The organism is Streptomyces sp. ISL-11 (assembly GCF_018614525.1).
Taxonomy (GTDB): Bacteria; Actinomycetota; Actinomycetes; order Streptomycetales; family Streptomycetaceae; genus Streptomyces.
In genome coordinates this window covers 1-15,399 of the sequence record NZ_JAGGOL010000083.1, presented here as the reverse complement: position 1 = coordinate 15,399, position 15,399 = coordinate 1, and the positions used below count along the sequence as shown (strand labels likewise).

15 protein-coding genes are annotated in these 15,399 nt (G+C 72.4%); 8 read left to right on the top strand and 7 right to left on the bottom strand.

Annotated features, from left to right (window positions below; genetic code table 11):
* A partial coding sequence (locus J7E86_RS18295) for a DUF6716 putative glycosyltransferase (RefSeq protein WP_308312633.1) occupies positions 1–1,245 on the bottom strand: 1,245 nt, incomplete at its 3' end.
* A gap of 187 nt (positions 1,246–1,432) precedes the next feature.
* On the opposite strand from J7E86_RS18295, the gene J7E86_RS18290 reads away from it, so the two are divergent.
* Genes J7E86_RS18290 through J7E86_RS18280 form a run of 3 tightly spaced genes read left to right on the top strand, consistent with a single transcriptional unit; the run spans position 1,433 to position 5,012 of the window.
* The gene (locus J7E86_RS18290; RefSeq protein ID WP_215082769.1) at positions 1,433–2,467 is read left to right on the top strand and encodes a glycosyltransferase family 2 protein; all 1,035 of its coding nucleotides are present in this window, start codon (positions 1,433–1,435) and stop codon (positions 2,465–2,467) included.
* Positions 2,464–3,843: an alpha-2,8-polysialyltransferase family protein gene (locus J7E86_RS18285; protein WP_215082768.1), complete on the top strand. Its 1,380-nt coding sequence runs from the start codon at positions 2,464–2,466 to the stop codon at positions 3,841–3,843. The genes J7E86_RS18290 and J7E86_RS18285 overlap by 4 nt, the downstream gene beginning before the upstream one ends.
* The gene (locus tag J7E86_RS18280) at positions 3,840–5,012 is read left to right on the top strand and encodes an acyltransferase (protein ID WP_215082767.1); all 1,173 of its coding nucleotides are present in this window, start codon (positions 3,840–3,842) and stop codon (positions 5,010–5,012) included. Before J7E86_RS18285 ends, J7E86_RS18280 begins: the two co-directional genes overlap by 4 nt.
* A 196-nt stretch (positions 5,013–5,208) precedes the next feature.
* On the opposite strand, the gene J7E86_RS18275 is transcribed toward J7E86_RS18280, so the two are convergent.
* Positions 5,209–5,859 carry a TetR/AcrR family transcriptional regulator C-terminal domain-containing protein gene (locus J7E86_RS18275; protein ID WP_215082766.1) on the bottom strand — a complete coding sequence of 217 codons (651 nt, stop codon included), beginning with the start codon at positions 5,857–5,859 and terminating at the stop codon, positions 5,209–5,211.
* A gap of 71 nt (positions 5,860–5,930) precedes the next feature.
* Between J7E86_RS18275 and J7E86_RS18270 the strand changes: the two genes are divergently transcribed.
* The 3 genes from J7E86_RS18270 (at position 5,931) to J7E86_RS18260 (ending at position 8,812) form a co-directional block, all read left to right on the top strand.
* Positions 5,931–7,439 (top strand): FAD-dependent monooxygenase, encoded by a 1,509-nt coding sequence (locus tag J7E86_RS18270; protein ID WP_215082765.1) that lies wholly within the window; start codon positions 5,931–5,933, stop codon positions 7,437–7,439.
* A gap of 68 nt (positions 7,440–7,507) precedes the next feature.
* Positions 7,508–8,185 carry a ribonuclease H gene (locus J7E86_RS18265; RefSeq protein WP_215082764.1) on the top strand — a complete coding sequence of 226 codons (678 nt, stop codon included), beginning with the start codon at positions 7,508–7,510 and terminating at the stop codon, positions 8,183–8,185.
* Positions 8,186–8,338: 153 nt separating this feature from the next.
* On the top strand, positions 8,339–8,812 hold the full coding sequence (locus J7E86_RS18260) for a hypothetical protein (protein ID WP_215082763.1): 474 nt from the start codon (positions 8,339–8,341) through the stop codon (positions 8,810–8,812).
* Positions 8,813–8,987: 175 nt separating this feature from the next.
* Here the strand turns inward: J7E86_RS18260 and J7E86_RS18255 are convergent, their stop codons facing one another.
* Positions 8,988–10,385, bottom strand: a complete 1,398-nt coding sequence (locus J7E86_RS18255; RefSeq protein ID WP_215082762.1) for a gluconate:H+ symporter — start codon at positions 10,383–10,385, stop codon at positions 8,988–8,990.
* Positions 10,386–10,658: 273 nt separating this feature from the next.
* Positions 10,659–11,183 (bottom strand): gluconokinase, encoded by a 525-nt coding sequence (locus J7E86_RS18250; protein WP_215082761.1) that lies wholly within the window; start codon positions 11,181–11,183, stop codon positions 10,659–10,661.
* Between the two features lie 165 nt (positions 11,184–11,348).
* Between J7E86_RS18250 and J7E86_RS18245 the strand changes: the two genes are divergently transcribed.
* Together J7E86_RS18245 and J7E86_RS18240 are read left to right on the top strand one after the other, a co-directional pair.
* Positions 11,349–12,050: a FadR/GntR family transcriptional regulator gene (locus J7E86_RS18245; protein ID WP_215082760.1), complete on the top strand. Its 702-nt coding sequence runs from the start codon at positions 11,349–11,351 to the stop codon at positions 12,048–12,050.
* Between the two features lie 112 nt (positions 12,051–12,162).
* A complete protein-coding gene (locus J7E86_RS18240) occupies positions 12,163–12,333 on the top strand; it encodes a hypothetical protein (protein WP_215082759.1) in 171 nt (56 codons plus the stop codon).
* Between the two features lie 120 nt (positions 12,334–12,453).
* Here J7E86_RS18240 and J7E86_RS18235 read toward each other — a convergent pair whose 3' ends face one another.
* The 3 genes from J7E86_RS18235 to J7E86_RS18225 all read right to left on the bottom strand — a co-directional run.
* Complete coding sequence (locus J7E86_RS18235; protein WP_215082758.1) at positions 12,454–13,392, bottom strand: AraC family transcriptional regulator; 939 nt, start codon at positions 13,390–13,392, stop codon at positions 12,454–12,456.
* Between the two features lie 34 nt (positions 13,393–13,426).
* The gene (locus tag J7E86_RS18230) at positions 13,427–14,350 is read right to left on the bottom strand and encodes an NADP-dependent oxidoreductase (RefSeq protein WP_215082757.1); all 924 of its coding nucleotides are present in this window, start codon (positions 14,348–14,350) and stop codon (positions 13,427–13,429) included.
* A gap of 440 nt (positions 14,351–14,790) precedes the next feature.
* The coding region (locus J7E86_RS18225; RefSeq protein WP_251019317.1) for an amidase family protein at positions 14,791–15,399 on the bottom strand (609 nt) is incomplete at its 5' end.

The following is a 15,399-nucleotide window of genomic DNA, read 5'->3' as shown; positions in this document are numbered from 1 at the left end:
CCGCAGGGCGCTGGGCTCGGCGACGTCGTCCCCGGGCCGGTCGCGGCCGGGGAGCGGGCGGCCCTGGGGGTCGAGTCCGTGGCGGGCGAGGACGGCGGGGAGGTAGCCGGGGGCGGTGCGGACGGTGTAGTAGGGGGCGAGGGGCGGCAGGGCGGGGCGTGCGGTGAGTTCGGCGACGCGCCGGCGCGCGGCGGCGAAGGCGGTGCCGTGGGCGTACGGGCCGTCGGAGGCGACGCCCTGGCGCGCGGTCCATCCGGCGTCCGGCTCCGGCAGGTGTCCGGCGTCGAGCTGGTCCCAGGAGGCGAGGCAGCCGGAGCCGAGGAAGTGGTGGTTGCCGAGGGCCTCGCGGATGCCGAGGTCGGTGAGGACGGCGGTGGCGACACCGCGGTGGAGGGATTCCAGAGCGGCGGTGGAGCTGACGGTCACCAGGAGGTCGGTGCGGTCCAGGACCGCGCCCATGTGCCCGTGGACGAGGCGGCAGTTGGGCGGCAGGCCGCCCGGCAGCCGGGAAGCGAGCTTCTGGTACGGGAGTTCCTCGATGTGCGTCGTGTGCTCGCCGGGTTTGCTGCGGAGCTTGATGAGGACGTCGCGCGTGGGATGCAGGCGGGCATGCTGGGCGGCGCGGCGCAGGAGGTAGGCGCGGTCCTCCCGGCGTTCCGGCACGGAGGGCTGGGCGGCGAACACGACGGTGTACGGGCGCGGTTCACCCTCCGTGGCCGCCTCGCCGCCGTCGCCCAGGAACGGCAGGGCCCACTCCGTCACGCTGTCCGCGGAGGCCCCGACGCCCGCATAGACGGCGCGGAACCGCTCGGCGTCCTCGGGGGAATTGGCGAGGACGACGTCGGCGCCGTGGCGCAGCAGGAGGCCGTCGGCGAGCTTTTCGTAGACGACGCCGACGTATCCGGTGACGACGACCGGGCGGGCGGGCGCGGCGTGCCAGGCGTGGGCCAGTCCGTGCAGCAGGGCCTGGACGGCGCCGCCCACGCAGGCCAGCACGACGATGTCGTACCGCGTCCGGTCGGCCGTGCGGAGGAACTCGGCGGCGGTGACCTCACGCAGCGTCTCCGCCCGCACGCCGACCTCCGCCAGCTGGCGGACCGTCGGCGTCGCGCGGCCCCTCAGCAGGCAGCCGTCGAGCCGGGCCTCCGGGGCGAGGCGGTGCGCGGTGAGCGCACCCCACTTCCACCGGGTGTCGGAATCGGCGAGCACGGCGACTCGCGGCGGTGTTGCGGTACGTGATGGCACGTCGCCGACGATAGGAATCCATTCCGTTTCGTTGCCCAACACGGGTGCAACAACCGGTAAACAGAAAACCGACGATCAGCGAATCGGTCCGGGGGCAGGGCGGGTTCATCGTTCCGCCGCCCTTCGTTCACCTTCGCGCCCGCCTCAGGTCAAGACGAATGCCGAACGGCCGCCTAAGGTCACCCGGGTGGTCAAGCTCTCCGTCATCGTGCCGTTCTTCAACGTGCAGACCTTCGCACCGGACACTCTGAGAAGTCTGCGGGCGAACAGCCGTGAGGATTTCGAATTCATTCTCGTCGACGACTGTTCCCGTGACGGTACGCCGGAGCTCCTGGAGCGCGCCGGGCGCGAGCTGCCGGGCGCCGAGGTCGTCCGCCACGCCGTGAACGAGGGCCTCGCGACCGCGCGCAACACCGGGCTGGAGAGGGCGCGCGGCGAGTACGTCACCTTCCTCGACGGCGACGACTGGCTCGCCCCGGGGTACTACGAGCGCCTGCTCGCGGTGATCGAGGAGCTGGCCGTCGATTTCGTCCGTACGGACCACGTCCAGTGCACCGGCCGGATCCGGACCGTCCACCGCGTGCCGGACGGCCGGCGCGGCGTGGTGCTCGACCCGCGCGCCGCGATCCTGCCCGTGGAGCGCTCGACGTCGGTGGACTACCCCTACGCCTGGGCCGGGATCTACCACCGGCGGCTGCTGGACGAGGGGCTGCTGCACTTCCCGCACGGCCTGCGCACCGCCGAGGACCGGCCGTGGATCTGGCGGCTGCACCGCGAGGCGCGGACGTTCGCGGTGGCCGGACTGCTCGGGATCTTCTACCGCCGGGGGGTCGCGACCTCGCTCACCCAGATCGGCGATGTGCGACAGCTCGATTTCCTCCGTGCGTTCGACCAGGTAATCGAAGAGACGTCGCGCGATACGGACGCGGATAAACTTCTACCGAAGGCCGTTCGAACGTATTGCGCGATTATTTCCCACCACCTCGGCAATATCGAACGATTCGAACCGGCAGTGGCCCGGACATTGCGTTCGATGAGCGCGTCCGCACTGCGGCGGATGCCCTCCGACCTGCTCAAGGACGCGTTGAATTCCATGGACTACGACCGCGCCGCCCGGTTGCGCCGGCTCCGCCGCCGGCCCGTCGCACCCGGAACGGGGAACCGGCCGGACCACGAGGGCTCACCGGGGCAGGCGTTCCGTGAGGGCGGGGCCGCCCGATGACCGGCCGCCCGCGCGTCCAGATCTTCCTGGCGTCGACGCTGTACGGGGCCGCGACGCTCGCCGCGGCCCTGGACGCCGGCCGGTTCTCCCCCGCCGACCGCCGCCTGCTGCTCGTCGCCAACACCGCGGCCGTCCCGGAGACCGCCCCGGCCCTGGACGAGGCGCCCGGCTTCGAGCCGCTGCGCGCCCGCTTCGACGGCGTGCTGTCCTGGAACGAGACGATCAGCCCCCTCCACCCGAGCGGCTGGTCTCCGCGCCCGGACGACGCGCCGTTGTGGGAGCGGCACTTGAGACTGCTGTGGGAGCTGGGCACCGCCGAGGTCGAGCTCGTCGTGGAATCGCTCCAGGTCAGCCCGGCGCACGCGCTCGCCCTGTGCTTCCCCGACGCGCCGCTGGAGATCTACGCCGACGGGCTGATGAGCTACGGGCCCACGCGCAACAAGCTCGATCCGCTCGTCGGCACCCGCGTCCGCCGGCTGCTCCACCTGGACCTGGTGCCGGGCCTGCGACCGTTGCTGCTCACGGAGTTCGGGGTCGGGGCGGAGATCGTGCCGGCCGAGGCGTTCACCAAGGTGCTGGCCGAGCTCTCCGACGCCACTCCCCCGATCGCCGCCCCCGAGGGCGCGGCGCTGCTGCTCGGGCAGTACCTCTCGGCGCTCGACATCCTCACACCCGAGGAGGAGGAGCGGCTGTACGTACGGATGCTGCGCGGCGCGGTCGCGCGCGGCCACCGCGTGCTGGTGTTCAAGCCGCACCCCACCGCACCGGCCCGCTGGTCGCGGATGCTGGAGGAGGAGGCCGGGCGGCTCGGCGTGGAGCTGACGGTCCTGGACACGCCCATGCTGGCCGAGGTGGTCTGCCGGCGGATCCGGCCCGCCCTGGTGGCCGGCTGTTTCTCCACCGCGCTGCTCACGGCCCGCACCCTCTACGGGCTACCGGTCGCCCGCACCGGCACCGGCCTGCTGCTGGAACGGCTCAGCCCGTACCAGAACAGCAACCGCGTCCCCGCCACGCTCGTCGACGCGCTGCTGCCGGACCTGGAGGGCGCGGCGGACACCGGGCCGCCGGAGGGCGAGGAGCTCTCCGGGCTGCTGGCCGCCGTCGGCTTCGCGATGCAGCCGCAGATCCTGCCCGACCTGCGCCCGGCCGCCGAGCGCTATCTCGCCGCCCACCTCGACACCCGTACCCGCCGCTACTTCAAGCGCCGCCGCCTCACCGCCCTGGCGCTGCCGGGGGCGGTCCCCTCCCAGCTCGCGTTCCTGCCGCGCAGCCCGACCGTCCGCATGATGGCCCGCCGCGCGCGGGCGGTGCGGCGGCGACTGGCCCGTAAGGCCACGAAGGCGGCGAAACCGACGAAGACAACGGTGACCACATGACCGCTCCGCCCTTGCCCGAGGCCCGTACCGCCGAGCCGGCCGCGCTCCCGGAGGGCGTCCCGGAGAAGGGCCCGGACAGGGGCCCGGACAAGGCCGCCGAGGGGAAGGGCTCCGGGCGGCTGCGGGCGCTGGACGGGCTGCGGCTGATCGCGGCGCTGATGGTCGCGTGCTACCACTACGGCGGTCGGGACGGCGACGTCAGCCGGGCGTGGGGGTCCTCGCCGCGCCATGAATTCCCGACGCTCTCCGGCGCGTTCGCCTACGGCTGTCTGGGCGTGGAGATCTTCTTCGTCATCAGCGGTTTCGTGATCTGCATGAGCGGCTGGGGCCGGCCGCTGCGGTCCTTCTTCGCCTCGCGCGTGGCCCGCCTCTATCCCGCCTACTGGGCGGCGATCCTGCTGGTCACGCTGGCGTTCGCGCTGCCGTGGGTGGCGTACCGGACGGTCTCGTTCAGTGACACGCTGGTGAACCTGACCATGCTCCAGCAGCCCATCGGCGCCCGCCGGGTGCTGGGCGTGTGCTGGACGCTCTGGGCGGAGCTGCGCTTCTACGCGCTCTTCGCGCTGTTCGTGGTGCTGCCGGGCGCGACGCGCCACCGGGTGGTGCTCTTCTGCGCGGTGTGGACGCTGGCGACGGCGGTGACGACCGCGTCGCACGTGGAGGTGCTGCGCGTCGTCGTGATGCCGGAGTACTCCTCGTACTTCATCGGTGGCATCGGCCTGTATCTGATCCACCGCTTCGGCCACGACGCCCTGTCCTGGGGCATCGTCGGGGTGAGCTTCCTGGTGGGCCAGCACTACGCGGTGGCGGGCCTGTGGCACCCGCCGAACCCGCACTACTTCTCCTACCGCTCCCCCTACGTCATCGCTGGCCTCGTCGCCCTGGGCTACGCGGCCGTGGCGGTGATCGCGCTGGGCAAGGCGCGCTGGGCGGACTGGCGCTGGCTGACCGTCACGGGCGCGCTGACGTACCCCTTCTACCTGGTGCACGAGCACCTGGGCTGGGTGGTGATCGGCGGGCTGCACCGGGGGCTGGGCGTGCCGTCGTACGCGACGTTCCCGCTGACGATCGGGCTGATGCTGGGGCTGGCGTGGGCGCTGCACCGGTGGGTGGAGCGGCGGCTCACGCCGGTGTTGCGGCGGTCGCTGACGGGGGTGCGGGGGCGCTAGCGCTGGGCGGGCGGCTGCGGGCCGTGTCGTGCGCACCACCGCTGCGCGGCGGTGTCCTCAAGCGCCGGACGGGCTTGATTCGGCTGAGCTCAGCCACAATCAAGCCCGTCCGGCGCTTGAGGACGCACCCGCAGGGCGCCCGCCGCCGCAGGCGGCAAAGATAGCCCGCAGCCGAAGACCCGCCGGAGACGTGCAGTCAGTGATGGCCCGGTTCCTTCAACAGCGTGGCCTCGATACCGGCCATGACGGCCCGCAGGCCGGCCTCGTAGCCCGCGTCGAGGTCGCCGAAGAACTCGTTGCCGGCCTCTATGGCGAGCGGGGAGCCGCCGAGACGTTCCCCCCGCGTGTTCTGGTCGTACGCGGGGTCGCGCTCGCCCGGCACGGGGTGGACGGACTGCTCCTCGATCACGTAGCCCATCGTGTAGGTGTTCACCGTGAACCAGGCGCGGGCGGCGCCGCGCGGACTGAAGCCCGATTCCACGCTGATGCGCAGGAATTCCTCCAGGGGCGTGGCGTACGAGGCGTCGGTGAAGCGCGTGCCGCTGAAGACCTTCGCGCCGTCGCGGTAACCGAGCAGCGCGCGGCGCACCACACGGGTGGCGTGCGCCATGGCCTCCTGCCAGCCCGCCCCCTCGGCGGGCATCAGGTCCGGCGTCATGCGCCGGAACATCTCCGTCGCCATCTCGTCGAGCAGTTCCTGCTTGTTCTTGAAGTGCCAGTAGAGCGCCGGGGCCTGGACGTCCAGCTCCTTGGCGATCCGGCGCAGGGTGAGCCCTTCGAGGCCCACTTCGTTCAGCAGGCGCAGGGCGGTGTCCGTGACGAGGGCACGGTCGATTCGGTTGGCCACCTTGACAGCTTAACGCTGTTCAGTTCATTCTGGAGGCGGAGCAACTTAACAACGTTAAGGGGGGTTCCCTCATGGACACCGAAGTACTGATCGCGGGCGCCGGGCCGACCGGCCTCGTCCTGGCCATCGACCTCGCCCGGCGCGGCGTGCGGTACCGCCTCGTCGAGCGTTCCGAGCGCGGCTTCCCGGGTTCGCGGGGTACGGCACTCCAGCCGCGCACCCTGGAGGTCATGGACGACCTGGGCGCGCTCGCGGCGCTCATGGAGGCGGGCGGACCCGTGCCTCTCGTGCAGAACTGGGAGGGGTCGCGGCGCGTCCGCGAGTGGGACCTGGTCCCGCGTGCCGAGGCCACGCCCGACGTGCCGTATCCCGAGGTGCTGATGCTTCCGCAGTGGCGCACGGTCGAGCTGCTGTACGCGCGCCTCGAAGAGCTGGGCGGAAGGGTCGACTTCAGCACCGAGCTGACCGGCTTCACCCAGGACGCGGACGGCGTCACGGCCACGCTGCGGCGCGCCGACGGCACGGCCGAGACCGTGCGGGCCACCTATCTGGTGGGGTCGGACGGGGGCCGCAGCGCGGTGCGCAAGGCCCTCGGCGTGCCCTTCACGGGCGAGGCCGTGGACCCGCGCCCGGTGCTGATCGCGGACGTACTGCTGGAGGGGATCGACCGGGGGCACTGGCACATGTGGCCCAAGGCCGAGGGCGGGCTTTTCGCGCTGCGGCCGCTGGAGGGCGCGGCGGAGTTCCAGCTCATCGCCGGTTTCAACGACACCACGTACGAGCCGGATCCGGCGCGCGACGCCGCCCCGGAGGCGCTGGCCGCGCTGCTGGCCCAGCGCACCGGGCTGACGGATCTGCGAGTGGGCGAGGTGCGGTGGTCCTCGGTCTACCGCGCGCGGGCGGCGATGGCGGAGCGGTTCCGCGACGGCCGGGTGCTGCTCGCGGGGGACGCGGCCCACGTCCACTCCCCGGCGGGCGGCCAGGGACTGAACACCAGCGTCCAGGACGCGTACAACCTCGGCTGGAAGCTGGGCGCGGTGCTCCGGCACGGCGCACCGGACGCACTGCTGGACTCGTACGACACGGAGCGGCTGAAGGTGGCCGCGGATGTGCTGGGCCTGAGCACGCGGGTTCACGCCGAGGACCGGGCCAGCAGCTCCCAGGGCCTCTCCAGCCGCGGCAAGGAGACCCTTCAGCTGGGTCTGGGTTACCGCGAGAGCCCGCTCACCCGCGAGTTGCGCCGGGACCTTCCCGAGGGAGCCCTGCGGGCGGGCGACCGGGCACCGGACGCGCCCTGCGCGGACGCCTCCGGTGCCGCGTTCCGGCTCTTCGACGCCTTCCGTGGCCCGCACTTCACGCTGCTGGCCCTCACCGACACGCCCGTCCCGGCGCCGGACGCCGCGTGGGTGCGTACGTACCGCACCGGTGGGCCGGACCCGGATCTGACCGACCGGGACGGGCATGTGAAGGCGGCGTACGGTTCGGGGCTGTTCCTGGTCCGACCGGACGGCTATATAGGGCTGGCGACGGACGACCCGGCGGACGTGCGGGAGTACATGACGGCGTTGACCAGCCCCTGATCAGCCGCTGACCAGCCCTGGCCGCGCCTCGTTTTCCGTCCCCGGGTGACCACTGGCATGATCGGGTGATGTCTGACCGCATCATTGCCGCCTGCGACGGCGCGTCGAAGGGGAACCCCGGGCCGGCCGCGTGGGCCTGGGTCATCGCCGATCCGCAAGGGCGGCCCGAGCGCTGGGCCGCCGGCCCACTGGGCACCGCCACCAACAACGTGGCGGAGCTGACCGCCCTGAAGGATCTCCTGGAGACCGTCCCGCCCGGGACGCCGCTGGAGGTGCGCATGGACTCCCAGTACGCCATGAAGGCGGTGACCCAGTGGCTGCCCGGCTGGAAGCGCAACGGCTGGAAGACCTCGGGAGGCAAGCCGGTCGCCAACCGTGAACTGGTCGAACGGATCGATCAGTTGCTGACCGGCCGGGACGTGGAGTTCCGCTACGTCCCGGCGCACCGCGAGGACGGCGATCACCTCAACGCGATCGCGGATCAGGCCGCCAGCGACGCCGCCACCTCCCAGCAGCCCGCCGGGACGGCACTGGGCGACGCGGACATGCCCGTACCGGCCCCGGCCCGTGCCACCCCGGCGCGCACCGCGAAGAAGTCCACCGCCCCGAAGTCGGCACCCCGCGGCGGGGCGCGGACCATCAAGGCGAAGTTCCCGGGACGCTGCACGTGCGGCACGCCGTACGCGGCGGGGGAAGCCATCACCAAGCTGGACTCCGGCTGGGGACATCCGGGCTGCCGCGTCTGAGGGGGCGTCCGCGCTTTCAGGTCAAAGAGTGGTGCGAACACGTCAGGGCCGTGCGCGGTGGATTCTTCCGCCGCGGACTTGATGCCAGAGTCCGGCGTGCGGTGCCCGGCCGGGCACCGCACGGATGAACCAGCTGACGCAAGGAGTTCTCTGGTGGGGAAGAGAAAGAAGAGAACCGTCGTACTTCTCGCAACCTCCGCCCTCGCCGCCATGACACTCGCCGGCCAGGCGAGCGCGGCCCCCGCGCACCACACGTCTCCGTCCACCGCCGGCCAGGCGGTGCAGGCCAAGATCAAGGCCAGCCGGACGTACGAGGCACCGTTCGCGCTCGGCCACAACCAGTCGGTAAGTTCCGACACGGCCCGGCTGGTCATGCAGTCCGACGGAAACCTCGTCATCTACGACGAGTTCGGCCGCGCCCGCTGGGCCTCCCACACGGTGGGCCAGGGCTGGACGGCCCAGTTCCAGACCGACGGCAATTTCGTCGTCTACACCCGCTCCGGCCGCGCGGTGTGGAATTCCCGGACCGCGGGCCACCCGGGCTCGCGCCTCGCCGTCCAGGACGACGGCAATGTCGTGATCTACGACGGCAGCCAGGCGATCTGGTCCTCGGGCACCGCCCACTGATCCTCCGCTTCCGGTGCGGCCGTGCCCACGCGGGCCCGGCCGCATCTGCGCGCCCCTCGGCGGCGTACCCGCCCCTGGCGGCAGCCCGTTCACCGGAACGCCGGACAGGGCGGTCGGCCAACGGAGTCGCCCGGACGTCTATCTGACGGCCATGGCGCGACTTCCCTGGAAACCGCTACAACACCAGCGACAGCAGCAGCACGAACACCAGCGACACCACGGAGATCACCGTCTCCATCAGCGACCAGGTCCTGATCGTCTGACCGACGCTCATGCCGAAGTACTCCTTGACCATCCAGAATCCGGCGTCGTTGACGTGGCTGAAGAACAGCGAGCCCGCGCCGACGGCCAGGACGAGGAGGGCCGCGTGGGTGGTGCTCATGCCGTCGGCGAGCGGGGCGACCAGACCGGCGGCCGAGATCGTGGCGACCGTCGCCGAGCCCGTCGCGAGCCGGATGCCCACCGCGATCAGCCAGGCCAGCAGCAGTGCGGAGACCGACCAGTCCTCGGAGATGTCCAGGATCATCCGGCCGACGCCGACGTCGATCAGGGTCTGCTTGAAGCCGCCGCCCGCGCCGACGATCAGCAGGATGCCGGCGATGGGCACCAGGGACTTCTCGACGGTCGTGGCGAGCCGGTCGCGGCCGAAGCCGGCGGCCCGGCCGAGGGTGAACAGCCCGACGAGGACGGCGACGAGCAGGGCGATCAGCGGGGAGCCGATGACGTCGGTGACACGCTGGACGTGGTCCTTGGGGTCGTCGACGACGATGTCGACGAGGGCCTTGGCGAGCATCAGCACGACGGGGAGCAGCACGGTGCCCACGGTGGCGGCGAAGCTCGGGCGGGTTTCGAGTTCCTCCGAGGGCCGCTGAGGTATCAGCTTCTCGGGCGGGGTGATGTCGACCCAGCGGGCGGCGAGGCGGGAGAAGAGCGGGCCGGCGATGACGGCGGTCGGCACGGCGACGAGCACGCCGAGCGCGAGGGTCACGCCGAGGTTGGCGCCGATGGCGTCGATGGCGGCCAGCGGGCCGGGGTGGGGCGGCACCAGGCCGTGCATCACGGACAGCCCGGCCAGGGCGGGGATGCCGATGCGCATCAGGGAGAAGTTGCCGCGCTTGGCGACCAGGAGCACCACCGGGATCAGCAGCACGATCCCGACCTCGAAGAACAGCGGAAGCCCGATGATGCCCGCGATCAGCACCATCGCCCAGGGCATGGACCGGGTGCCCGCTCTGGCCAGGATCGTGTCCACGATCTGGTCGGCGCCGCCGGAGTCGGCCAGCAGCTTGCCGAGGATCGAGCCGAGCGCGATGAGGACGCCGACACCCGCGACCGTACCGCCGAGGCCGGTGGTGAAGGAGGTGATGGCCTTGTCGACGGGCGCGCCCGCGACGGCGCCGAGCACCAGCGAGCCGATGGTCAGGGAGAGAAAGGCGTGCAGCTTGAAGCGGGTGATGAGGAGGACGATGACGGCGATGCCGACGAGGACGGCGATCCCCAGCTGTGCGTGACCCGCCGAGGTGATCGGTTCGGCGGGGGCCGCGGCCAGCATCTCGACGCTGAGAGTGCTCACGGGGCTTCCTAAAGGGAGAGAAGGGAGTTGGGGGCGGGCTGTGCCGCGTCCGGCGGGTCAGGCGAGCGGGCGCTGCGGGGCGTGTCGTGCGCACCACCGCTGCGCGGTGGTGTCCTCAAGCACGGGACGGCTGAAATCGGCTGAGCCCAGCCGCAATCCAGCCTGTTGGGGGCACCCCCAGCGGTAGCTGGGGGAGATTGAGGACGCGCCCGCAGGGCGCCCGCCGCCGCAGGCGGCAAGGACGACCCGCAGCCGAAGACCCGCCGGACACACCTAGGGCCGCCCCTGAAGGCGGCGCAGCGCAACCGTGGCCCGCTCGGCGATGGCCTCGGGGCCGGGGGCGACGTCCACGGCGACGCCGGCCTCGTCCGCTTCGAGCGGTTCGAGGGTCGCGAACTGCGAGTCCAGGAGCCGGGAGGTCATGAAGTGGCCCTTGCGGGTGGCCATGCGGGCGGTGATCAGGGCGCGGTCGCCGGTGAGATGGAGGAAGACGATGCCGGGTGCGGCCGCCCGCAGCCGGTCGCGGTAGGCGCGCTTGAGGGCGGAGCAGCTCACCACGCCGCCCTGGCCCGCGCGGCCGAGCGCCCATGCGCCGATGGCGTCGAGCCAGGGGGCGCGGTCGGCGTCGTCCAGGGGGGTGCCGGACGACATCTTGGCGATGTTGGCGGGCGGGTGGAAGTCGTCGCCCTCGGCGTAGGGGACGCCGAGAGCCTCCGCGACCAGCGGGCCGACCGTGGTCTTGCCCGTGCCGGACACTCCCATGACGGCCACGACCTGGGGGGCGTGAGGGGCCTGCATCGCTACCTCGCTGTCCTCGTCGACGTCGGTGGGCGGCCTCGGTGAGTCGATGAGGGTTCGCCCGGGGCGATGGCCCTACCCAAGCTCATTGATACGACGTATTCAAGGCCCGTGACTTAAAAGTCATACTTAATGTGGCCGGGGGCGGAACCGTAGGCTGACCCCATGGAAATCCAGGGGCAGGGGCTGCACGCGCGCGTGCTGGAGTCCCTCGGGCCCGCGATCACGGCAGGCGAGTACGCGCCCGGCACGGTCCTGCGCACCGATGAGCTGGAGGAGCGCTTCGAGGTCTCGCGCACGGTCATCCGTGAGGCGATCCGCGTCCTGGAGTCGATGCGCCTGGTCACCTCCCGGCGCCGGGTCGGCGTGACCGTCCTGCCCATCGAGGAGTGGAACGTCTACGACCCACAGGTCATCCGCTGGCGGCTGGCCGGCGCCGACCGTCCGCGCCAGCTGCGCTCCCTGACCGTGCTGCGCTCGGCCGTGGAGCCCGTCGCGGCCGGGCTCGCCGCCCGCCTGGCCACCCCCGAGCAGTGTGCCGAGCTCACCGAGCACGCCCTGGGCATGGTCGCCACCTCGCGCGGTCAGCAGCTGGCCGGCTATCTGGTGCACGACGTCGCCTTCCACCGCGTGATCCTGCGCGCGTCCGGCAATGAGATGTTCGCCCGGCTCGGGGACGTCGTCGCCGAGGTCCTCACCGGCCGCACGGAGCACCAGGTGATGTTCACCAACCCCGATCCGGCCGCCGTCACCCTCCACGTACGCGTCGCCGAGGCCGTCCGGGAGCGCGACGCGGCCCGCGCCGAGGCCCTGACCCGGGAGATCACCATCGGCGCCATGGAGGAACTGGACGTCCTCGCACCGTAGTTGCCGACGGAAGATGCCGGTCCGGTCAGCGGCCCGTACCGGCTCTGCCACAACGCGACAGGGTGGCGACAAAACGGTCGCCCCATCGAACGCGCGTCCGTAGTCTGGTCGCATGCGCCCCGACGACGACCACGACGACCATCAGCCGCTCTTCATCCGCCAGCGCTACGGCACCCGATGGGTCTACCACCACCGCAACCCGGCCGGCCTCGCGCTCATCGTGATCACTCCGATCGTCGCCGTCGCCGCCCTCCTGCTCCTTACGCACGGCGCTCCCCGTTAGCGCCGGACGGGCTGAAATCGGCTGAGCTCAGCCAGGATTCAGCCCGTCCGGCGCTCGAGGACGCGCCCGCAGGGCGCCCGCCGCCGCAGGCAGCGAGGACAGCCCGCAGCCGGACACCGCCTAGGCCGCCCGGATCCCGCGCCGGTAGCCGCCCGGGGCCATGCCGTACTCCCGCTTGAACGCCTTGGCGAAGGCGAACTCCGAGCCGTATCCGGTACGGGCGGCGACCGTCGTCAGCGGGGCGTCGGACTCGCGCAGCAGACGGGCCGCCGTCGTCATCCGCCAGCGGGTCAGATAGGCCATCGGCGGTTCGCCCACCAGCGCGGTGAACCGCCGGGCGAAGGCGGCACGGGACAGCCCGGTCCGCTCCGCCAGCGACTCCACCGTCCACGCCGCCGACGGATCGTCGTGAAGGGCCGACAGCGCGGACGCCACCACCGCGTCGCTCAGGGCCGCCGCCCAGCCCCGCGCGGCGGCCGGGGGCTGATCGTCCAGCCAGGCCCGCAGGATGTAGAGGAGCAGCGAGTCGATCAGGGCGGGCACGATACCGTCCGAACCGACGCGCGGGTTCTCCAGCTCGGAGCCCAGGAGTTGGACGGCGGCGCTCAGCTCCGGGTGACGGCCGTGCCGCGTCGGCAGATGGATCACCTCGGGCAGCTGGCGGACCAAGGGGTGCGGACGGCCCTGGTCCAGGTGGTAGTTGCCGCACAGCAGCCTGGCCTCCGGCCCCTCGCCGCCGATCGTGACCGAGCCGATCGACGACCCCGCCCGGCACTGCTCGGCCGGGGGCTCCTCGGGCGGGGTGGAGGGATGATCGGCGAGGATGTGGCCCCGCCCGTCGCGCAGGAAGATCACGTCGCCGGGGCTCAGCGGGATCGGCTCCGGATGCGATGGGGCGTCTTCGAGGGGGACCAGCCAGCAGGTCCCGTACAGCACCACGTGGAACCCGGCGCCCGCGACCGGCGGCAGCCGCAGCCCCCAGGGGGCATGGCCGTTGGTCCGTACGGACGCCGGGCGTCCGGTGCGCATCGAGGCCAGCGCCTCGGTGAGGATGTCCATCCGGTCCCGCCCTCCCTCGTGCGGCCCGTCCCGGTCAGACCGTCAGGACAATCTTGCCCTGTACGCGCCCCGAGCCGACCAGCTCGTGCGCCTCGCCGGCCTTCTCCAGCGGGAACGTCTCCTGGACGTACGGGCTGATCACGCCCGCGTCGACCAGCTCGGCGATGGCCTCCAGCGCGGCACCGTCCGGCTCGACCGAGACACCGGCGAAGCGCCGCCCGGCCGCCTCGACGCGGGCGGCGAGCTCCGCGTCGTGGTGCTCCAGGATGCTGATGAGCACGCCGCCGGGGCGCACCACGCCGAGCGAGAGGTCGCCCTGGGCCGTGGAGTCGAGGACCACGTCGGCGTCCTTGACGGCCTCGGTGAAGTCGGTGGTCCGGTAGTCGATGACCTCGTCGGCGCCGAGGCCGCGGACGAAGTCGTGCCGGGACTCGCTCGCGAGGGCGATCACATGGGCGCCGCGTGCCTTCGCGATCTGCACCGCGAAGTGGCCGACGCCGCCGGCCGCGCGGTGGATCAGCACCCGGTCGCCCTCCTTGACGCCCGCCTCCCGCACCAGGCCCTGCCAGGCCGTGAGCGCCGCGAGGGGGATGGCGGCGGCGTGCACGTGGTCGAGCGAGGCGGGCTTGCGGGCCAGCTGCCCGGACGGGGCGAGGACGTACTCGGCGTAGCCGGTGGCGGCACGGGGGAAGAGCGGCATGCCGTACACCTCGTCGCCGGGCTCGAACCCGGCGCCGGGGCCGGCCTCCTCGACCACGCCGGAGATGTCCCAGCCCACGCCGAACGGCGGCTCGCCGAGCAGCGGGAAGGCGCCGGACCGTACGGCCACGTCCACGGGGTTGACCGCACTGGCGTGGACCTTGACGAGGACCTCGCCGGCCAGCGGCTTCGGCCGGTCCCTCTCCACGACCTCCAGGACCTCGGGGCCGCCGAAGGACTTCTGGATCACTGCGCGCACGGTAACTCTCCCTGGATCGCGACCGGTTGTCGGCCGACTCGGTGTCCTGCTCGATGTCCTCAACTCTAGGGAGATCGAACGAGCCGCAGAATGGCCTTCCGTCTCGATTACATGTCCGCGCGTCTCACGGGATGGCGCTCTCGGCCATGTCCGCCGCGGAGGGCCTGCGACGGCGAGCGATGGGTATCCGGCGGGTCTTCGCCCGCGGGCCGTCCTCGCCGCCTGCGACGGCGAGCGCCCTGCGGGCGCGTCCTCAAGCTCCCCCAGCTACCGCTGGGAGGTGCCCCCAGACAGGCTTGATCACGGCCGGACCCAGCCCCTCTCAGCCTGTTGGGGGCACCCCCAGCGGTAGCTGGGGGAACTTGAGGACACCGCCGCTCAGCGGTGGTGCGGACGGCACGGACCCGGCGCAGGCGGACCGGTCGGCCCGCCGCCGAGCACTACGCCGCCACGCCCACACCCTCCGGCCACCGCTCGAACCAGCGCTGGTCGTCCTCCAGTTGGGCCGCCAGCGAGACCAGCAGGGGCTCGCTGTCCGCCGGGCCGAGCAGCTGCGCGCCCAGCGGAAGCCCTTCCTCCGTGAACCCGGCCGGCACGTTCATCCCCGGCCAGCCCAGGACGTTCCACGGCCACGAGTACGGACACGCCGCGATCATCGCCGCGTCCGTGTGCCGGCTGGAGAGGTGGGACAGTTCGCCGGTACGCAGCGGCGGCACGGCCGTGCTGGGCGTGAGGACCACGTCGAAGCGGTCGAAGATCTCCCCCACCCGGCGCCGCAGCGGCTCCTCCGCCGCCCGCGCCACCCGCAGCACTCCCCCGCCCAGCAGCAGCCCGCCGCGCACGTTCACCTTCGTCCGCGCGTCCAGCAGCGCCCGGTCGGGCACGCGGCCGGCCCAGTCCCGGATCCCGGCCATCGAGCGCGGCACGAAGGTCAGCCCGATCAGCCCGTAGCGCGGCTCCTCGGCGACCACGTCGTGCCCCAGCGCCGCGAGCCGCTCCGCGACGGCCACGGTCGCGTCGCGCACCGCCGGGTCCAGCCAGTGCCGCGC